Origin of the sequence: Streptomyces sp. NP-1717 (genome assembly GCF_022695985.1) — a bacterium.
In the GTDB taxonomy this organism is placed as follows: domain Bacteria; phylum Actinomycetota; class Actinomycetes; order Streptomycetales; family Streptomycetaceae; genus Streptomyces.
On record NZ_JAAPBF010000006.1, the window covers coordinates 1 to 18344 of the forward strand.

Sequence of the window (18344 nt, forward strand, 5' to 3'; positions counted from 1 at the left end):
GAGGCTGACGACGGACGGGCCCAGATGGTGGCGGATGAACCGAAGCTCCGTCAGTAACGTCCTGCTCGTGCGGCGGGAGACGGCAGCCGTCCCGGTGGATACGCGGAGTGGGACCGACCGCATGGCCGAGTTGACCGAGCCGACCGAGCCTGCCCTGCCGGACAACTGGGGCCGGTGGGGAGCCGACGACGAACTCGGTACGCTCAACCTGATCACCGCCGCCCCGCCGCGCATCCACGGCCTGACCGGCGCCCCGGTTTCACTTGGCCATGGTGACGTGGTGTCGAAGGAGTTCGACTCCGGGTTCCGAGTTGTACGCCGAGAACCCGCCGGACAGGTCGCGGATCTGCTGGACGCAGCGCGATGCGCCGATCTCTCTGGCGAGGGCGAGGGAACGGCAAGCCAGCTCCGCGGCCTGCTGGACCTCGCCCCCGGCCAGCAGGCTTTCCGCTTCGTAGGCGAGGAAGACCGCTTTTGTCTTGTCCCGGGTGCTGGGCAGGAGACTGACGCCCTGGGTGATCTCATCATGCGCGCGGCGCGGTCGGCCGAGATCGATCAGGCATCTGCCGGTGTCCACCGACAGGTCGGCGTGGCTCATCCAGGCGCACCAGCCGGGGGCCTCCTCGGCGGTCGAGTTGAGGAGTCTCTCGGCTCGCGCGAGTTCGCGGTAGCAGTCCCGGGCTTCGCCGAGCATCGCGTGTGCCCGCGCCTTGCGCAGAAACAGTAGGGAGCGGGCCGTGGGGTTCATGGTGCGCGAGAGCGCGTGGCCGAGGCAGTCGACGGCGGCGCGGGGCCGGCCGAGCCAGATGCTCTGGTAGGCGATGTCGGAGAGTGCCCCGGCGCCCATGTCGGTGTTTCCGGCCTCATGGGCGCAGTGCACGGCAGCATGCCAGTAACGGTTGGCCGCCGCGTGGCGCTCATGATCGAACCGATGCCAGGCGACGGTCTGGGCGAGGGCCGAGGCCAGGGTGTGCAGGCGCTTGCCCAAGGCGCGGTTGTAGCTGCTGTGCTCCAGCAGGTTGACGACGGTTTCCAGGTGCCCGTCCAGAAGGGAACCCGTGTGCTGACGGTGAGCCGTAGGCATGCTGGTGAGGCCGTGGGCCGATTCCTCCAGCCAGCCGACGAACGCGGGGTCCACCGGGCGTCCACCGGTCACGCCGCCGGCCGGCACTGGTTCGATCGTGGCCCACTGGAGGGCAAGAGAGCCGACGGCGGCCGGAGTGACGGCCAGGAAGGTACGGCGGTCGACGGCCATCAGTACGGCCTTTCTCAGAACGGCGACGGTCAGCCCGGCCCCGAGGGAGGCGGACGTCTCGTGGCCGGGAAGCCAGTGAGGCCAGCCCAGAGCCGTCGCCTGTTCGTAGGGGATGTCCAGGACATCGGACAGGAGCATCTGGGAGAAGTCGTCCGGGACCACGCGCTTCTCCCACAGGGACACGCGCTGCCGGGACGTGCCGGCGCGCAGACCGCGGCGCCGGGCGGCGTTCCTCATCTGCCGGGCGAGGTCGGACTGGGACCAGCCGCGCGTCCATCGCGCGTACGCCAGAGGATGCCGGATGAGTTCGTCCACTCTCTTATGAAAGCAGTCGGGTGCCCACCCCACCGGTCGATCCGAAGGAGGGAGACGACAGGGGGATGACACCCGAACGATGGTGCGAGCGCGGCCTGTTGCTCTGTAATCGGATGCGGATCACCGATTCCGCACAGGTGGCAGCCGCCCGGCCGACCGCCACTGCACAGAAGGGGAGGAACAGCGCATGGCGACGCGTGCACTCCAGGCTCCGTGGGCGATGCGGCTGGTCACCGACCGGCTTCCGGTCCGCCCGCCGTCGTACGCGACGGTGACGCTCGACCCGGTCACGCAGACCGCTCGCTACACCGACACCCTCGGCCAGGCCGTCGAGATGGGCAAGCACGGCACCTCGAAGACGAACGGCACCGCGTCGATGTCCGGGGGCGGTGACGGGCAGAGACCTCCGGAGCAGACACAGGACGACAACATCACCGACTACGAGTCGGACTGACCGATGGCCTTCACCGTCCTGGTCCTCACCGCGCTGGAAGACGTCACCGCGGACTGGGTCATCGCCGCGCTGAACGAGCGTGAGGTGGCTGTCGCGCGCGTCGATCCCGCCGACATCGGGCCCGGCCTGACCTTCGGGTTCCGCATCGGTGCTGACGGCCCGGCGTGGGGCGGCCGGCTGCGCACCGCGAGCCGGGAGGTGGAGCTGGATGAGGTGGCGGCGGTGTACTGCCGCCGCCCCACCCCGTACGGCGCACGGTTCGAGCACCTGCCGCGGCAACAGCGCGAGTTCGCCGCTGCCGAGGCAAGGCACGGGCTCGGTGGCGTCCTGTACCACCTGACCCGTGCGACGTATGTCAACCACCCCTCAGCGGTAACGCGCGCCGACTTCAAGCCCTCGCAGCTCCAGCGGTTCGTCGGGTTGGGCCTCGCGATCCCGCCAACCCTCGTCACCAACGATGTCGAGGCGGCGCGGAAGTTCGCAGCCGACCACGAACGCGTGATCTGCAAGACGTTCCGCGGCCTGCCTCCCGGCGGCGACGGGCGCACCGGGGCGATCTGGGCCCAGCGCGTCGATCCACAGACCTTCGACGCCGCACTCGCGGTGACCGCACATCTTTTCCAGGCCGAAGTCCCCAAAACGGCCGACGTGCGGGTGACCGTGGTCGGCCGCCGGGTGTTCGCCCAGCAGGTCGCCGCTCCGGACGGTGCCTTGGACTGGCGCAGAGGCGACTGGGGCGAGCTGGTTCACGCCCCGATCACCGTTCCGTCCCCGATCGAGGCCGCCCTGCACAGCTATCTGGAGTCGTTCGGCCTGATCTTCGGCTGCTTCGACTTCGCTCTCACCGGGGAGGGGGACGACCCGGCGCACTGGACCGCGATCGAGTGCAATCCCAATGGCCAGTGGGGCTGGCTTCCGGACGCGCCGGCCATCACGACCGCGTTCGCCGACATCCTGAGCACGGAAGGAGGCGGCAGACGATGACGATGCCGGCCGATCTGGAGCAGGACGCCCAACGGCTGCGGGAGGCGATGGCGGAGGCACTTGCCGAGGACGGCGTCCTTGCCGATCCGGCCTGGCGGCAGGCCGTGGAGACGGTGCCCAGGCATAGGTTCGTGCCGGGTTTCTATCTGCCCGCCGTCGAACGGGACGGGCATGGGCTGACGGTGTGGGAGCCGGTCACCGCGGGACTCGACCACGGCCGGTGGCTGGCCGCCGCGTACTCCGACACCACGCTCATCACGCAGTTCGACGGCGACGAACCCGACTGGACGCGGCCCGCCGCACGCCACGGTGGAGCACCGACCTCCTCTTCGACGCTGCCGTCGCTGGTCGTACGAATGTGGGCAGACGCCGAGGTCACCGAGGGGCACACGGTGTTGGAGATCGGTACCGGGACCGGCTACTCGACCGCGCTCGCCTGCGAACGGCTCGGCTCCGCCGATATCACGAGCATCGAGGTGGACCCGCGCCGGCTGGAGTCGGCCGCGAACGCGCTGTACGGGTGTGGTTACACCCCGACCCTCGCCGTGGCCGACGGACTGTACGGGTACTGGCCCGAAGCGAAGTTCGACCGGATCGTCGCCGTCTGCTCCTTCCGCGCGGTGCCCCCGGCCCTGCTCGGTCAGGTTCGGCCGGGCGGGAAAATCCTGCTCACCCTGTCGGGCTGGCTGTACGGGTACGCCCGTGTCCTGCTCACCGTCGCCGAGGACGGCACCGCTGAGGGCCATCTGCTGGGCGGCACCGTGTCCTTCATGCCGGCCCGCACGCACGCGGCGCCGGCATTCGGCAACCCCGCCCACTGGGCCGCGGAACTGCCCGGGAAGTCCCGCAGTGCGCGGCACAGCCCCGAGCGGGTCAGCGCCGCGACCGAGGAGGCGTTCCACCTGCGGTTCCTCGCCCAGAGTGCCGTGTCCGACGCCCAGATGACCACCATCGACGAGATCGTGCACCTGGTCGACGTCGTCACCGGCTCGGCCGCCACCCTCACCCCCCACGACGGCGCATGGCAGGTGCGTGAGTGTGGCCCGGTGAAGCTGTGGGAGTGCGTCGAGCGTGTCCTGGACGCCTACGACGCGGCCGGCCGGCCGGGGCCGGAGATGTTCAGACTGCACATCCACGACGGCGGGCAGCACCTGCGGCACCCGCGGATGCCCTGCCTGAAACTGCCCACCCCGTAGGGGCGGAGTACGTCGTTGTCGGAGGCGAGCCGGCCGTGTTCGGTCAGGCGGTGGAGCGTGCCCGGCACTCCGTGGAGGTGGGGCTTTCGTACGCGCAGTACGGCGTGCTCGGTCCTGCGCGGGAACGGCCACTGGCGGAGCGGCATTCGGACGTGTTCGGCGCACAGGGGTGGCAGGGAGTTGATGGATCTCCCCGGCCACGTCGGAGGAGAGTCGTCGCGGCGCCAGTCGATGACTGGCCGGCCCTGCTTGCACGCGAGCCGGGGGCCTTCGCGCCGAACCCGACGGTCAACTCGGCTTTGCGCGGCCCCGGATCGGTGCTTCGTGCCGCGGCGTAAGGGGTGGCGAGGCCGGCGCTGCACGGTCCGTACGTCGTGCCCGACCGTGCCCGCGACGATCTCGTGCGCGTTGTCCGCCATGGCGAGGGGCCGGCCGCGTGGCTCCTTCCGGTTCGGCCGGGAAAAACCGGCGGATGTGACATAGCGGTGGAACGATTTCCGCCCGCGGGCCGCGCAACAGAACTTTCTGAACCGCTCCGACCCGGCGCCGACCAGCAACTAAGCGCCTGGCACGGCCGGCTGGCCGTCAAGGCCCTCTTGTAATGAACGCGTCAGAAACCAGATCCTTCCGCTTGTCCGAGCAGCGCACCACCTAAGCAGGAGGACCTGACCATGGCAGTGACGCACGGAACCCGGCTGCGGATCGTCGCAGTGCTCTCGGCCGCAGCAACGGCGGCCGGCCTCGCTCTGACAGTCACCCCGGCCCAGGCCGCACCCGCCGAAGGCCGCATCATCGGCGCAGGCGCCCCGAATGCCGTGAAGGACAGCTACATCGTCATCCTCAGCGAGCGTTCCGGTACGAAGTCCTCGTCCAGCGAGGGCAGACGCCTCATGACCCGCTACGGCGGTGAGGTCTCGCACACCTACCGCGCCGCGCTCAACGGTTACGCCGCCAATCTGAGCGAGACCGAGGCCAAGCGGCTCGCCGCCGACCCCGCGGTGGCCCAGGTCGTCCAGGACACCACCGTCAAGGCCTCCGCCACCCAGGTCAATCCGCCGTCCTGGGGCCTCGACCGCATCGACCAGGCGAACCTGCCCCTCAACGGCAGCTACACCTACCCGGACTCGGCCGGCTCGGGCGTCACCGCCTACGTCATCGACACCGGCGTGCGCATCACGCACGTCGACTTCGGTGGCCGTGCCTCCTACGGTTACGACGCGATCGACAACGACATGATCGCCGACGACGGCCACGGCCACGGCACCCACGTCGCCGGCACCGTCGCGGGCACCAGCTACGGCGTCGCCAAGAAGGCCAGGATCGTCGGCGTACGCGTCCTCAACAACGCCGGATCCGGCACCACCGCACAGGTCGTCGCGGGCGTCGACTGGGTGACCGCCAACGCGGTGAAGCCCGCCGTCGCCAACATGAGCCTCGGCGGCGGCGCCAACACCGCCATCGACACCGCCGTCCGCAACTCGATCGCCTCCGGCATCACCTACGCGGTCGCCGCGGGCAACAACGGTCTCCCCGCGTCGAACTACTCGCCCGCGCGCGTCTCCGAGGCGATCACCGTAGGCGCCACCACCAGCACCGACGCCCGCGCCAGCTATTCCAACACCGGCTCGCTCGTGGACCTGTTCGCGCCGGGCTCGGCCATCACATCCGCCTGGCGGACGAGCGACACCGCCTCCAGCTCCATCTCCGGAACCTCGATGGCGAGCCCGCACGTCGCCGGCGCCGCCGCCATCTACCTCGGCAACCACACCACCTCGTCGCCCTCGCAGGTGTCGAGTGCCCTGGTCGCCGCCGCCACCCCGGGTGTTGTCACCAACCCCGGCACCGGCACGCCCAACCGGCTGCTGCGCGTCATCCCGTAGCCGGACTGGCCGGGGGTGCCACTGGGCTCCGGCCCCGTGGCACCCCCGGTGCGTTCCCCGGATCCGGACCCCCGTCCCCAGGTGGACCTCCCAGGTGGGGCGGGGGGCTCTGAGAGACTGTGGGGGATGACCGGAACCGTACCCACCTCCCCCCTGCGGGGGCGCGCCGAGATCGATCTCGGGGCGCTCCGCGGCAACGTCCGCGCCCTGCGGGCGCGCCTCGCGCCCGGCGCCGGCCTGATGGCCGTCGTGAAGTCCGACGCCTACGGCCACGGCGCGCTGCCCTGCGCGCGGGCCGCGCTCGACGCCGGGGCGGCCTGGCTCGGGACCGCGACACCGCACGAGGCGCTCGCGCTGCGTGACGCCGGGATCCGGGCCCCGATCCTGTGCTGGCTGTGGACCCCCGGCGACCCCTGGCGCGAGGGCGTCGAGGCCGGCCTCGACATGTCCGTGTCCGCGATGTGGGCCCTGCGCGAGGTGACAGAAGCCGCGCGGGAGGCCGGGCGCACCGCACGGATCCAGCTCAAGGCGGACACCGGGCTCGGCCGCAACGGGTGCCAGCCCGCCGACTGGCCCGAACTCGTCGCCGCCGCCCGCGCCGCCGAGGTCGCGGGCACCGTCCGCGTCACCGGCCTGTGGTCGCACTTCGCGTGCGCGGACGAGCCCGGCCACCCCTCGACGGCGGCGCAGCTGGAGGTGTTCCACGAGCTGGTCGGGTACGCCGAGAAGGCGGGCATCGAGCCCGAGGTCCGGCACATCGCGAACTCCCCGGCCGCCCTCACCCTCCCCGAGTCGCACTTCGATCTCGTACGGACCGGCATCGCGCTCTACGGCATCTCCCCCAGCCCCGAACTGGGCGTCCCCGCCGACTTCGGGCTGCGTCCCGTGATGACGCTCGCCGCTTCCGTGGCACTGGTGAAGCGGGTCCCCGAGGGGCACGGCGTCAGTTACGGCCACCGGTACCGCACCCCCGCCGAGACGACTCTCGGTCTGATCCCCCTCGGGTACGCGGACGGTGTCCCGCGCCACGCCTCCGGCCGGGGCCCCGTGCTCGTCGGCGGCGCGGTGCGGCGGGTGGCGGGGCGGATCGCCATGGACCAGTTCGTGGTGGACCTCGGTACCGGCCCGGACGCCGACGCCGTGCGAGAGGGCGCGCCCGCCGTCCTGTTCGGGCCCGGGGACAACGGCGAGCCGACCGCCGCCGACTGGGCGGAGGCGGCCGACACCATCGCATACGAGATCGTGACCCGGATCGGTCCCCGCGTTCCCCGCGTCTATGTGGACGCGGCGGATGGGCATGAAGAGGGTGTCGGCGGAGACGGACGAGGAGCGGGACGTTGAGCGAGCGCACAGCGGGGGACCTGGCGTCGGCCGCCGCGAGGGCGGCCGAGGCCGCCGACGGCGGAGGCAACTGGCGGCTGGCCGGTATCGCCGGCACGGCGATAGGCGTGATCGCCGCCGGCGCCGCCGCGGGCGTCGCCATCGAGCGGCTGACCGTGGGCCGGGGCATGCGGAAGAAGGCCCGGCTCGCACTCGACTCGGCGGGACCGTACGGCGCGCTGCGCGGCACCCCCGGCACGGCCGTCGCCGACGACGGCACCGAGCTGTACTTCGAGGTCGACGACGTCGACCCGCAGACCGGCGCGGGCGCCCCGCGCCGCCGCAGGCTCTTCGGCCGCAAGGCCCCGGCGCCCGTCACCGTCGTCTTCAGCCACGGCTACTGCCTCAGCCAGGACTCCTGGCACTTCCAGCGCGCCGCCCTGCGCGGTCTGGTGCGGACCGTCTTCTGGGACCAGCGCAGCCACGGCCGCTCCGGCCGGGGCGCGGCGCAGCAGGGCCCGGACGGTGTGCCCGTCTCGATCGACCAGCTCGGCCGCGACCTGAGGGCGGTCATCGACGAGGCGGCGCCCGAGGGCCCGATCGTCCTCGTCGGCCACTCCATGGGCGGTATGACGATGATGGCGCTCGCCGGCCACTGCCCCGAACTCGTACAAGACCGGGTCGTCGGCGCCGCGTTCGTCGGGTCCTCCAGCGGCAGGCTCGGCGAGGTCAGCTTCGGGCTGCCGGTGGCGGGTGTGAACGCCGTACGCCGCGTCCTGCCCGGCGTACTGAAGGCGCTCGGCTCGCAGACCGAGCTGGTCGAGCGGGGCCGGCGGGCCACCGCCGATCTCTTCGCGGGCCTGATCAAGCGCTACTCGTTCAGCTCGAAGGACGTGGACCCGGCGGTGGCGCGGTTCGCCGAGCGGCTGATCGAGGGGACGCCGATCGACGTCGTCGCGGAGTTCTATCCGGCGTTCACCGAACACGACAAGTCGGACGCGCTGCCGGTCTTCGCCGACGTCCCGGTGCTGGTGCTGGCCGGGGACCGCGACCTCGTCACCCCCAGCTCGCACAGCGAGGCCATCGCGGACCTGCTGCCGGACTCCGAGCTGGTGATCGTGCCCGACGCCGGCCATCTGGTGATGCTGGAGCATCCGGAGGCCGTCACCGACCGGCTCGCGGACCTGCTGGTACGGGTGGGCGCCGTCCCGTCAGCCACTAACGTGGGTCTCTATGGAAGCACCGCACAGCCCGGCAGCTGAGACCGGCGACCGCACGGCCGCGACGGCCCGTATCACCGCCCGTGTCACCGTCGACTCACCTGAACGCATGAGCGAGCTGGGCCGCAGGCTCGCCGCCCTGCTGCGCCCCGGTGACCTGGTGATGCTCACCGGCGAACTCGGCGCGGGGAAGACGACGCTGACCCGTGGTCTGGGCGCCGGGCTCGGCGTACGCGGCGCGGTCACGTCGCCGACCTTCGTCATCGCCCGGGTGCACCCCTCCCTGGCCTCGGGGCCGCCGCTCGTGCACGTGGACGCGTACCGGCTCGGCGGCGGTCTGGACGAGATGGAGGACCTGGACCTCGACGTGTCGCTGCCGGACTCGGTGGTGGTCGTGGAGTGGGGCGACGGGAAGGTCGAGGAGCTGTCGGACGACCGGCTGCACGTGGTGATCGACCGTCTCGTGGGGGCCGCGGATCCGCTCGTTCCCGAGGACGACCGGCGCGAGGTCACCCTGACGGGCATCGGCGGGCGCTGGTCCGGCGTCGACCTGGCAGCACTCGCCGGCTGAGCCGCTCGCGGCGGCGACGGGGGCTCTCACCACGACCGTGCGTCCGTGCTTTCCGACAAGACGTCGGTAAACTCTTGCATGTGCCGTGCGGCGCGTGGTCACATGGTAAACGAGATTTGGTTAGGTCTACCTAACCAAGCTTGCCCCCGGAGCCTCAGGAGGCATCCATGCCGGCATCAGAGAGCACCGAAACGCGACCGTCGCAGCCGGCGGTCCCGTCTCCCGATCCCTCGTCCGTGTCGATGAGCGATCTGCTGGCATCGTGCGCGGCGGCCAGCGCCGTATCGACCCCGCCGGCCGAGGCACGTGGCGACACGGAAGCGGAGGACGCCGCGTAGGCCCGTACCGGAAGCGCCACGGGACCACGCACCACGTACTGCGGACTAAGGGACCACGACGATCTTCGAACCGACCGTCGCGAACGCCCACATCGCGTCCCCGTCCGCCGTTCTCATCCGCACGCCGCCCGTCTTCAGCGCCGGGTCCGGGCTCGCCATCGACCCGTCGACCGCCGAACTGAACCCGATCGCGACCCGGTCCACGCTCGCGAACCGCACCACGTGCTCGATGTCCACACCGTCCGACCCGGTGACCTTCTCCGACCGCGACGTGACCTTGTACGTGCCCGGCGGCGGGCTCACCGTGCTCGGCATGACCGCGAAGGTCCGGGGCTTCTGCCCCGTTTTGCCCGCCAGCCACACGCGCTTGGCGTCCAGCGCGTAGACGACGCGGACACCGCTGCCCGACTTCGGGGGCAGCGCGTGCGCGTCCTTCTTCTTCTCCGGTGCGGGGGTGGCGGAGGCCGAGGAGCTGGGCTTCTTGGGCGATGCGAGCTGGTCCGGCACATTCGCCGACGCCTGGTACGCGAGGAAACCGACGCCGGCCACGGCCAGCGCGGTGAGCCCGGCCACGAATCCCGAGCTGCTCCTGGACACGTTGATCCACCTCTCGTACGTACGTCTCGGTGGTGACGGTAGCAGCAGGCGGGAGAGGGGACAGGGCGCCGTGCCCGGTGCCGGGAGCCGTAGGCTGTTTGTGTGCTCCTGCTCGCCGTTGATACCGCCACGCCAGCCGTCACCGTCGCCCTCCACGACGGTGTCTCCGTCCTCGCCGCCGAGAGCCAGGTCGACGCCCGCCGGCACGGGGAACTGCTGCTGCCCGCCGTCGACCGTGTACTCGCCGAGGCGGGTCGCGCGCTCGGCGCGGTGACGGACCTGGTCGTCGGTGTGGGCCCCGGCCCGTACACCGGACTGCGCGTCGGCCTCGTCACCGCCGCGGCCTTCGGCTCGACCCTCGGGGTGCCGGTCCGCGGACTGTGCACGCTGGACGGGCTCGCGTACGCCGCCGGACTCGACGAGCCCTTCGTGGTGGCGACCGACGCGCGCCGCAAGGAGGTCTACTGGGCGCGGTACGCCGACTCCCGCACGCGGCTGACCGAGCCCGCGGTCGACCGGCCGGCCGACATCGCGGCGGAGCTGGCCGGACTGCCGGTCGTCGGAGCGGGCGGCGCGCTCTACCCGGAGGCGTTCCCCGACACCCGTCCCCCCGGGCACCAGTCGGCCGCCGCGCTCGCGTCCCTCGCCGCGGAGAGGCTCGCGGCGGGCGACACCGACGGGTTCCTGCCGCCGCTGCCGCTCTATCTGCGCCGCCCCGACGCGCAGGTGCCCAAGAACTACAAGGTGGTCACTCCCCGGTGACCGACGCGACCGACGCCACCGATACGACCGGGCCGAGCGGGCCGACCGGACGGACCGGCCCGACGCTGCGCGAGATGCGCTGGTGGGACATCGAGACCGTGCTCGCCCTGGAGTACGACCTGTTCCCCGAGGACGCCTGGTCGCCCGGCATGTTCTGGTCCGAGCTGGCCCACGCGCGCGGCCCGGCCGCCACCCGCCGCTACGTCGTCGCCGAGACCCCCGAGGGCCGGATCGTCGGCTACGCCGGACTCGCCGCCGCCGGCGGTCTCGGTGACGTACAGACCATCGGCGCCGCCCGGGACCAGTGGGGGACCGGGCTCGGCTCGCGGCTGCTCACCGATCTCCTCCAGCACGCCACCGCCTTCGAGTGCGAGGAGGTGCTGCTCGAAGTACGGGTGGACAACCCCCGCGCGCAGAAACTCTACGAGCGTTTCGGCTTCGAGCCCGTTGGCTTCCGCCGGGGCTACTACCAGCCGGGCAACGTCGACGCGCTCGTCATGCGCCTGTCGTTGCTGGACGGCCCCCACGGACAAGGAAGAACTGAGATCCATGGCTGACGAACCCCTCGTCCTCGGCATCGAGACGTCGTGCGACGAGACGGGCGTGGGCATCGTCCGCGGTACGACCCTCCTCGCCGACGCCATCGCCTCCAGCGTCGACGAGCACGCCCGCTTCGGCGGTGTCGTCCCCGAGGTCGCCTCCCGCGCGCACCTGGAGGCGATGGTGCCGACCGTCGAGCGCGCGCTGAGGGAGGCGGGGGTGAGCGCCCGCGACCTCGACGGGATCGCGGTCACCGCCGGCCCCGGACTGGCCGGCGCGCTGCTGGTCGGGGTGTCGGCGGCGAAGGCGTACGCGTACGCGCTCGGCAAGCCGCTCTACGGCGTGAACCACCTCGCCTCCCACATCTGCGTCGACCAGCTCGAACACGGGCCGCTGCCCGAGCCGACGATGGCGCTGCTCGTCAGCGGCGGGCACTCGTCGCTGCTGCTCGCGCCGGACATCACCGCCGACGTGCGCCCCATGGGCGCGACCATCGACGACGCGGCGGGCGAGGCCTTCGACAAGATCGCGCGCGTGCTCCAGCTGGGCTTCCCGGGCGGCCCGGTGATCGACCGGCTCGCGCGCGAGGGCGACCCCGCGTCGATCGCCTTCCCGCGCGGACTGACCGGCCCGCGCGACGCCCCGTACGACTTCTCCTTCTCCGGGCTCAAGACGTCCGTGGCCCGCTGGATCGAGGCGAAGCGCGCGGCGGGGGAGGACGTGCCCGTACGGGACGTGGCGGCGTCCTTCCAGGAGGCGGTGGTGGACGTGCTGACGCGAAAGGCGGTGCGCGCCTGCAAGGACGAGGGCGTGGACCATCTGATGATCGGCGGCGGTGTCGCCGCCAACTCCCGGCTGCGCGCGCTGGCCGCCGAGCGGTGCGAGCGGGCGGGCATCCGGCTGCGGGTGCCCCGGCCCGGCCTGTGCACCGACAACGGCGCGATGGTCGCGGCGCTCGGCGCGGAGATGGTGGCGCGGAACCGGCCCGCGTCGGACTGGGACCTGTCGGCGGACTCCTCGCTGCCGGTGACCGAGACGCACGTACCGGGTCAGGGCCACGCGCACGGCCACGACCATGTGCACGAGGTCAGCAAGGACAACCTCTACACATGACGGTCGCGCTGATGTGGGAGGCCAAGGCCGCGCCCGGACGGGGCGCGGAGCTGCTGGCGTGGGCCCGGTCGTGTTCGCTCGACCCGGCCCCGGAGCGCCGCGAGACGCTCACCGCGCCGGGCGGCCGGGTGCTGGTGATGACCTGGTGGGACGCCCCGTACGACGCGGAACTGCCCGAGATCCCGGCCCCGGCGGGCGAGTTGGTGGCCCGCCCGGTGCACCGCTGGCGGTTCGAGACGGCGGAGTAGCGGCCGGGCCCGCCCGATCGGCCCGGCCCGCGCGGTCACGTCACGTCACGTCACGGAAAGCGGACGGTGACGGTGAGGCCGCCCGGCTGCCCGGTCCGGGAAAAGTTCCGGGAAAGGTCGCGGCGTGTGTCGATCCGGGCCCCGCCCGTTCGACGCAAGGGTGAGAGGCGGGGAACATCCCGCACACCGGCACACCCGCACACCGAGGAGTCACCATGCCGCGCTATCTGACCACCATCCACCTGGACGAGAACAACGTTCCCTCCGAGGGCCCCAGCGCCGAACTGATGGACCGCATGGGCGAGCTCATCGAGGAGATGAACAAGGCCGGCGTCATGCTGGAGACCGCCGGGCTCACCCCGTCCGCGCAGGGCACCCGTGTCCTGTGGTCCGGCGGGAAGATCTCCGTCACCGACGGGCCCTTCACCGAGGCCAAGGAAGTCATCGGCGGCTACTCGATCCTCCAGGCCAAGAACCAGGCCGAGGCCGTCGAGTGGAGCAAGCGGTTCCTCCAGATCCACGAGGACACCTGGACGATCTCGGTCCAGGTGCGCGAGATCGGCGAGTAACCGCGGGGCCGCACGCCCGCCACCCCGCGCTGGCGTCCGTCCGCCCTCGGTGTTCTGATGGGTGGCCGTGACGGCAGACAGTGGCAGCGCGGGCGCGGTGGAAGCGGTATTCAGGATCGAGCAGGCGAGGATCATCGCTGCCGTCGCGCGCATCGTGCGGGACGTCGGCATCGCCGAGGAACTGGCGCAGGACGCCCTGGTCGCCGCGTTGGAACAGTGGCCGGAGTCGGGTGTCCCGGACAGACCGGGAGCCTGGCTCATGGCCACGGCCAAGCACCGTGCCATCGATCTCGTACGCCGCCGTGAGACGTACTCGCGCAAGCTCGCCGAGGTCGGCCGCACCCTGGAGGAGACGGCCCCGCCGCCCGAGCCCGCCGAGCCGGACGACATCGACGACGACCTGCTGCGGCTCGTCTTCGTCTCCTGCCACCCCGTGCTGTCCACCGAGGCGCGCGTCGCGCTCACCCTGCGGCTGCTCGGCGGACTCACCACCGACGAGATCGCCCGCGCCTATCTGGTGCCGGAGTCCACCGTCGCCCAGCGCATCGTGCGCGCCAAGCGCAGCCTCGCCAAGGCCGGGGTGCCCTTCGAGGTGCCGTACGGCGCGGAGCGCGACGCGCGCCTGGCGTCCGTGCTGGAGGTCATCTACCTCGTCTTCAACGAGGGCTACTCCGCGACCGCCGGGGACGACCTGCTGCGCCCCGGCCTCTGTGAGGACGCGCTGCGGCTCGCGCGCGTACTGAGCGGGCTGATGCCCGGCGAGCCCGAAGTGCACGCCCTGGCGGCCCTGCTGGAGTTCCAGGCGTCCCGTACGGCCACCCGTACCGGACCCGACGGCGCGCCCGTCCTGCTCGCCGACCAGGACCGCTCGCGCTGGGACCGGCGGCTGATCCGCCGCGGCGCCGAGGCCCTGACCCGGGCGAGCGCGGTGGACGGGGCCCCCGGCCCGTACGCCCTCCAGGCCGCGATCGCCGCGTGCCACGCGCGGGCGGTGACGTACGAGTCCACGGACTGGGCCGCGATCGCCGCGCTGTACGGGCGTCTCGCCGCGCTCAACCCGTCGCCCGTCGTGGAGCTGAACCGCGCGGTGGCCGTCTCGATGGCCGACGGGCCCGAGGCCGGCCTGGCGCTGGTCGACGCGCTGGCGGCGGAGCCCGCGCTCAAGGGCTACCACCTGCTGCCGAGCGTGCGCGGGGATCTGCTGGCCAGGCTGGGCCGCACGGAGGAGGCGCGGGCGGAGTTCGTACGGGCGGCCGGACTGACCCGCAACGAACGGGAACGCGCGCTGCTGGAGGAGCGGGCGGCCCGGACCCGGTGAGCCCGCGGCCCCCGGACCCGGTGAGCGCGCTGCCGCGACCGTGGAGGCGGGGGCTCACTCCTCGGGCAGCGCCCGGCCCGTCTCCAGCAGCGTCTTGAGGCTCGACAGCAGCGCCGGCCAGCCCTCCCTGACGCTCGACAGGATGGTGGAGCCCGGCTGGAAGCCGTCGTGGATCACGGTCAGCTTGACCGTCGACCCCACCGGCTCGATCTCGAAGGTCACCGTCGACCGCCCCTCGGCCGCCGCCCTGACGCGGTACTCCTCGCCGAGGCCGGTCGCCTCGGCGAACTCCGGCGTCATGGTGTGCCAGGTGTAGGCCAGCCTGCGGTACGGCTCCGACTCCACCACGATCTGCCCGGGGTCGGTGATCTTGACGCCGAACTGCTCCCAGGACATCTCCGACCCGGCCCGCCAGTCCGACTCGAAGGTCACTCCCCAGTAGCGCCGGGTGAACGCCGGGTCGGTCAGCGCCCGCCACAGCTTCTCGGGGGTGGTGTTGATGTGGATGACGTACACGAACGCGGTGTCGTTGTCCTTCGTGGTCATGGTGCTGTCCTCCAGTGCCGTCTTGAGGTCCGCGAGGGCGCTCGCCCGCCCCCGGTCGTACTTGTCCATCCAGCGGTCGGCGATGGCGTTGATCGGTACGGCGTTGAGGTAGTGCAGCTTCTCCCTGCCGCGCCGGACCGTCGTGACGAGATGCGCCGCCTCCAGCACCGCCAGGTGCTTGCTGACCGACTGCCTGGCCATGTCCAGCCCGGCGCACAGCTCCCGCAGACTCTGCCCGTCGCGGGCGTCGAGACTGTCGAGCAGCCGGCGCCGGCCCGGGTCGGCCAGCGCTCTGAAGACTTCGTCCATCACCCGTCACCTTCAATATGCAGCCATCCGGCTGCCTATAATTTAGGCAGCCGGATGGCTGCATGTCAATCGACGCCAGCAGGGGGCAGGGCAGGACGGGACGGGGCGGGACCGGGCAATAAGCTCGCCGTATGTCTCGCCGCACCCCCGCGCTGCCGCCGCCCCCGCCGCCCGTACACATACGCACCTGGCCCGACGACCAGGCGATGCTCGCCGACCGCGCGGGCATCCTCGGCTGGCTCGTCGGGCGGAGCATGGGGTTCGCACGGCTCGCGCAGTTCCTGCTGCTCGTCGCCGGGGTGCAGTTCGGCTGGCTGATGGTGGGCGGGGCGCTGAAGGCACTGGACGATGAGGCCGTCGATCCGCTCGGCGTGATCATGGGCGGGCTCCTTGCGGCGTTCGGTCTCGGTGCCATGACCGCCGCCGGGATCGTCCTCGGCCTGCTGCTGCGCCGGGACCACGCGATGCGCGGGCTGACGCGGCAGTGGGCGGCGCTGGCGAGCGACCCGGTGCGCGACGCGCGCCTGCGGCTGCCTGGCGTGAGCCTGTGCTGGCTGCTCACCTCGTTCCTGACCGGGGCGTTCGGTCTGTGGCTGTCCCTGGACACGCCCGCGAGCGCGCGCCGGGGCCAGGACACGTACGCGGAGGTCGTGTACCTGATGGGCGCGGGCACCCTCTTCTGGATCGCCGGGCTGATCGGCGTCACCAAGGCCGTCACGCACTACCGGTGGGCCGTCCGGCTGGTCACGGCCAGGGCGACTCCCGCCGGGTGACCGTGCCGGGCGCGTACCGAGCTCCGTACCCCCAACGGGCTCAAGCGGTGCTCACCGCTGAAACCGCGAAAATCGTGGTATTCCGGGGGCGCGAGTGGCGCGTGTTGTCCGGATACGTCCCGAAGTCCGCACCCGCTCCCTGAGGCCGTTCCTACGCCTCCCGTTCTATCCTGGGTGGAACGCATGCGCCATTTCATGGGGTGAAGGGGCGGCGGATGAACTGGCTGTGGTGGATATTCGTCTTCTTCATGGTCGGTGGCTTCAGCTGGGTCGCCGATACGGGCCGGAGCGCGCTGCGCACCCGGCACGAGCGAAGAGTGGAGCGTCTCAAGCTCGTCGAGGGCGGCCGGCTCGCCCTGGAGGAGTCACACAAACCGCCGGAGCCCGTCTGCGGGTGCACGCACCATCTCGCCAAGCACGACAGGCAGGGCAAGTGCCACGAGCGCGTGGAAGTGGCGACGGCCTGGGACGAGAACAGGAAACCGAAGCGGTACGAGCCGGCGCAGTGCAACTGCCAGCAGTACATCGGCCCGCAGCCGCTCTCGCGGATCTACGCGGACGACATCACCGACCTGGACACGGCGATCCTGGACGCCCAGCTCAAGGCCACCGAGCCGAAGAAGCCGGCGGAGTCGGAGAAGACAGAACCGAGTAAGTCCCCGGAACCGAGTAAGCCGCCGGAACTGAAAAAACCGTCCAACGGGCCGACCGAGTCCACGGAGCCGAAGTCCGGCGGGCCCCGGATGGAGAAGGACGGGGACTGACACCGGCCGCCGCAGGGGTGTGGCGTCGGGGCGCTCTCAGTCGGCCGGGTCCGGGTCCGGCGCGCCGCTGACCGCCCCGAACAGCACCACGGGCTCCTCCGCGTCCGGCTGCCCCACCCCGACCGCGACCAGACGTCCGCCCACCCGCCATGTCTCCAGGTCGCCGAAGTAGCCCAGTTCGCACAGGGACGCGTAGAACGGCGGCACCGGCTCCCCGGCCAGATGACGGTCGGCGTACACCGACAGCCCGACGGTCCGGTGCGCGCCCCACCGGGCGTCGAGGGCGTGGACGACGCCCCACAGTTCGGTCTCGTACGCGTCGAGGACGGTGTCGTGGACCTCGAAGTCCTCGTCCTCGTAGAAATCCGCGCTGACCCGCAGCGCCACGATCGCGAAATCCGCCCCCGACCCGGACCTGCCCGGGTCCACGCCGTCCGGCCAGGGCGGGGCGTACGGGGCGGTGGCGAGGCGCTCGACGGCGGCGGTCCGCGCGTCGACCGCCGCCTTGAAGGCGAGCGCGTCGCGTGCCGCCGCGTCCGGAGCCCCGCCGGTCACAGCTTCGGCCGGTCCGCGGGGGTGGCCAGTGGTGCCAGCGCCCCCGCGTCGGCCAGCGTCTTGTGCGCGGCGAGCACCGCGTCCGTGGTGGTGCCCACATTCAGTACGACTCCGCCCGGCCCGGCCTTCAGGCGTGGCGCGGCGAAGTCCGCGGGCACCCGCGCGGCCCGGTTCGCCGACAGGAAGACGGACCAGCCGGCGCGCGGGTGCGAGGCCCGCAGACCGTAGGCGGACCTCAGGGCGCCGAACAGCTCACGGTCGTGGGCGCCGCCGGTGTCCGCGTCCCAGACCCCGGCCACGGCGGCCAGCGCCTCCGGGAGCCGGTCCGCGAGGGGCGCGGCGGCGTCCGGCGAGCCGGGGAAGAGCAGCAGTGTCGCGCCGAACGGTGTGTACCCGTCCGTACCGCCCGCCCCCACCCTGAGCTGCGCGTATCCGCCGTCCTGCCGCCTGGCCACGACGACGGCCGTGCGGCCGACGACGTCCGCGTCGTCCTGCGGGTTCGCCGCGTCCACCGCCGCCGCGAAGGCGCCGATGTCCCGTGGCACGGCCTCGCCCGGCGCGGCGCCGTCGGTGTCCCACCGCCAGTCCGCCAGGTCACCGGCCGACAGCTCGGTCAGCCGCCCCAGCAGGTCCAGCCAGCGGCCGGCCAGCTCCTCGCAGGACTCGGGCCTGGGGCCCCAGGACGCCTTCACGATGGTTTCGCTCGCCATGCCCGTC

Annotated in this window: 19 protein-coding genes and 1 pseudogene; 15 read left to right on the forward strand and 5 right to left on the reverse strand. The window is 72.1% G+C overall.

Annotated features, from left to right (window positions below; genetic code table 11):
- Positions 1-259: 259 nt before the first annotated feature.
- Positions 260-1570 (reverse strand): XRE family transcriptional regulator, encoded by a 1311-nt coding sequence (locus GXP76_RS02195; RefSeq protein WP_242569670.1) that lies wholly within the window; start codon positions 1568-1570, stop codon positions 260-262.
- A 220-nt stretch (positions 1571-1790) separates the two neighbouring features.
- On the opposite strand from GXP76_RS02195, the gene GXP76_RS02200 reads away from it, so the two are divergent.
- The 7 genes from GXP76_RS02200 (at position 1791) to tsaE (ending at position 9195) form a co-directional block, all read left to right on the forward strand.
- The gene (locus GXP76_RS02200; RefSeq protein ID WP_242569728.1) at positions 1791-2024 is read left to right on the forward strand and encodes a putative ATP-grasp-modified RiPP; all 234 of its coding nucleotides are present in this window, start codon (positions 1791-1793) and stop codon (positions 2022-2024) included.
- 3 nt (positions 2025-2027) lie between these two features.
- A complete protein-coding gene (tgmB, locus tag GXP76_RS02205; RefSeq protein WP_242569671.1) occupies positions 2028-3008 on the forward strand; it encodes an ATP-grasp ribosomal peptide maturase in 981 nt (326 codons plus the stop codon).
- Positions 3005-4204 (forward strand): ATP-grasp peptide maturase system methyltransferase, encoded by a 1200-nt coding sequence (gene tgmC / locus GXP76_RS02210; protein WP_242569672.1) that lies wholly within the window; start codon positions 3005-3007, stop codon positions 4202-4204. The genes tgmB and tgmC overlap by 4 nt, the downstream gene beginning before the upstream one ends.
- A gap of 671 nt (positions 4205-4875) precedes the next feature.
- Positions 4876-6084 carry a S8 family peptidase gene (locus GXP76_RS02215; protein WP_242569673.1) on the forward strand — a complete coding sequence of 403 codons (1209 nt, stop codon included), beginning with the start codon at positions 4876-4878 and terminating at the stop codon, positions 6082-6084.
- 126 nt (positions 6085-6210) lie between these two features.
- Positions 6211-7425 (forward strand): alanine racemase, encoded by a 1215-nt coding sequence (gene alr, locus GXP76_RS02220; protein WP_242569674.1) that lies wholly within the window; start codon positions 6211-6213, stop codon positions 7423-7425.
- Positions 7422-8666 carry an alpha/beta fold hydrolase gene (locus tag GXP76_RS02225; RefSeq protein ID WP_242569675.1) on the forward strand — a complete coding sequence of 415 codons (1245 nt, stop codon included), beginning with the start codon at positions 7422-7424 and terminating at the stop codon, positions 8664-8666. The genes alr and GXP76_RS02225 overlap by 4 nt, the downstream gene beginning before the upstream one ends.
- Positions 8638-9195 (forward strand): tRNA (adenosine(37)-N6)-threonylcarbamoyltransferase complex ATPase subunit type 1 TsaE, encoded by a 558-nt coding sequence (gene tsaE, locus GXP76_RS02230; protein ID WP_242569676.1) that lies wholly within the window; start codon positions 8638-8640, stop codon positions 9193-9195. Before GXP76_RS02225 ends, tsaE begins: the two co-directional genes overlap by 29 nt.
- A 383-nt stretch (positions 9196-9578) precedes the next feature.
- Here the strand turns inward: tsaE and GXP76_RS02235 are convergent, their stop codons facing one another.
- Entirely contained in the window at positions 9579-10106 is a 528-nt protein-coding gene (locus GXP76_RS02235; RefSeq protein WP_242569729.1) for a hypothetical protein, read from the reverse strand.
- 126 nt (positions 10107-10232) lie between these two features.
- Between GXP76_RS02235 and tsaB the strand changes: the two genes are divergently transcribed.
- The 6 genes from tsaB (at position 10233) to GXP76_RS02265 (ending at position 14680) form a co-directional block, all read left to right on the forward strand.
- Positions 10233-10892, forward strand: coding sequence for a tRNA (adenosine(37)-N6)-threonylcarbamoyltransferase complex dimerization subunit type 1 TsaB (tsaB, locus tag GXP76_RS02240; protein WP_242569677.1), 660 nt, complete (start codon positions 10233-10235; stop codon positions 10890-10892).
- A gap of 74 nt (positions 10893-10966) precedes the next feature.
- Positions 10967-11449, forward strand: a complete 483-nt coding sequence (gene rimI / locus GXP76_RS02245; protein WP_242569730.1) for a ribosomal protein S18-alanine N-acetyltransferase — start codon at positions 10967-10969, stop codon at positions 11447-11449.
- Positions 11442-12545 (forward strand): tRNA (adenosine(37)-N6)-threonylcarbamoyltransferase complex transferase subunit TsaD, encoded by a 1104-nt coding sequence (gene tsaD, locus GXP76_RS02250; protein ID WP_242569678.1) that lies wholly within the window; start codon positions 11442-11444, stop codon positions 12543-12545. Before rimI ends, tsaD begins: the two co-directional genes overlap by 8 nt.
- Complete coding sequence (locus GXP76_RS02255) at positions 12542-12793, forward strand: hypothetical protein (RefSeq protein WP_242569679.1); 252 nt, start codon at positions 12542-12544, stop codon at positions 12791-12793. Before tsaD ends, GXP76_RS02255 begins: the two co-directional genes overlap by 4 nt.
- 215 nt (positions 12794-13008) lie before the next feature.
- Positions 13009-13362, forward strand: coding sequence for a YciI family protein (locus tag GXP76_RS02260; RefSeq protein WP_242569680.1), 354 nt, complete (start codon positions 13009-13011; stop codon positions 13360-13362).
- A gap of 61 nt (positions 13363-13423) precedes the next feature.
- Positions 13424-14680, forward strand: coding sequence for an RNA polymerase sigma factor (locus GXP76_RS02265; RefSeq protein ID WP_242569681.1), 1257 nt, complete (start codon positions 13424-13426; stop codon positions 14678-14680).
- 54 nt (positions 14681-14734) lie between these two features.
- On the opposite strand, the gene GXP76_RS02270 is transcribed toward GXP76_RS02265, so the two are convergent.
- Positions 14735-15535, reverse strand: coding sequence for a metalloregulator ArsR/SmtB family transcription factor (locus GXP76_RS02270; protein ID WP_242569682.1), 801 nt, complete (start codon positions 15533-15535; stop codon positions 14735-14737).
- Between the two features lie 131 nt (positions 15536-15666).
- Here GXP76_RS02270 and GXP76_RS02275 point away from each other — a divergent pair, with 131 nt between their 5' ends.
- Positions 15667-16308, forward strand: a complete 642-nt coding sequence (locus GXP76_RS02275; protein WP_242569683.1) for a hypothetical protein — start codon at positions 15667-15669, stop codon at positions 16306-16308.
- Positions 16309-16523: 215 nt separating this feature from the next.
- A pseudogene (locus GXP76_RS02280) lies at positions 16524-16880 on the forward strand (hypothetical protein); the annotation flags it as partial.
- Between the two features lie 228 nt (positions 16881-17108).
- On the opposite strand, the gene GXP76_RS02285 reads toward GXP76_RS02280, so the two are convergent.
- Positions 17109-17627 carry a hypothetical protein gene (locus GXP76_RS02285; RefSeq protein WP_242569684.1) on the reverse strand — a complete coding sequence of 173 codons (519 nt, stop codon included), beginning with the start codon at positions 17625-17627 and terminating at the stop codon, positions 17109-17111.
- A complete protein-coding gene (locus GXP76_RS02290) occupies positions 17624-18337 on the reverse strand; it encodes a hypothetical protein (RefSeq protein ID WP_242569685.1) in 714 nt (237 codons plus the stop codon). The genes GXP76_RS02285 and GXP76_RS02290 overlap by 4 nt, the downstream gene beginning before the upstream one ends.
- Positions 18338-18344: the final 7 nt, after the last annotated feature.

What these genes read in the sequence shown, in the direction of transcription:
- rimI (WP_242569730.1), top strand. Translation starts at nt 10,967, where the DNA reads ATGCGCTGGTGGGACATCGAGACCGTGCTCGCCCTGGAGTACGACCTG.
- GXP76_RS02215 (WP_242569673.1), top strand. Translation starts at nt 4,876, where the DNA reads ATGGCAGTGACGCACGGAACCCGGCTGCGGATCGTCGCAGTGCTCTCG.
- alr (WP_242569674.1), top strand. Translation starts at nt 6,211, where the DNA reads ATGACCGGAACCGTACCCACCTCCCCCCTGCGGGGGCGCGCCGAGATC.
- tsaE (WP_242569676.1), top strand. Translation starts at nt 8,638, where the DNA reads ATGGAAGCACCGCACAGCCCGGCAGCTGAGACCGGCGACCGCACGGCC.
- GXP76_RS02270 (WP_242569682.1), bottom strand. Translation starts at nt 15,535, where the DNA reads ATGGACGAAGTCTTCAGAGCGCTGGCCGACCCGGGCCGGCGCCGGCTG.
- tgmB (WP_242569671.1), top strand. Translation starts at nt 2,028, where the DNA reads ATGGCCTTCACCGTCCTGGTCCTCACCGCGCTGGAAGACGTCACCGCG.
- GXP76_RS02290 (WP_242569685.1), bottom strand. Translation starts at nt 18,337, where the DNA reads ATGGCGAGCGAAACCATCGTGAAGGCGTCCTGGGGCCCCAGGCCCGAG.
- GXP76_RS02275 (WP_242569683.1), top strand. Translation starts at nt 15,667, where the DNA reads ATGTCTCGCCGCACCCCCGCGCTGCCGCCGCCCCCGCCGCCCGTACAC.
- GXP76_RS02200 (WP_242569728.1), top strand. Translation starts at nt 1,791, where the DNA reads ATGCGGCTGGTCACCGACCGGCTTCCGGTCCGCCCGCCGTCGTACGCG.
- GXP76_RS02260 (WP_242569680.1), top strand. Translation starts at nt 13,009, where the DNA reads ATGCCGCGCTATCTGACCACCATCCACCTGGACGAGAACAACGTTCCC.
- tgmC (WP_242569672.1), top strand. Translation starts at nt 3,005, where the DNA reads ATGACGATGCCGGCCGATCTGGAGCAGGACGCCCAACGGCTGCGGGAG.
- tsaD (WP_242569678.1), top strand. Translation starts at nt 11,442, where the DNA reads ATGGCTGACGAACCCCTCGTCCTCGGCATCGAGACGTCGTGCGACGAG.
- GXP76_RS02255 (WP_242569679.1), top strand. Translation starts at nt 12,542, where the DNA reads ATGACGGTCGCGCTGATGTGGGAGGCCAAGGCCGCGCCCGGACGGGGC.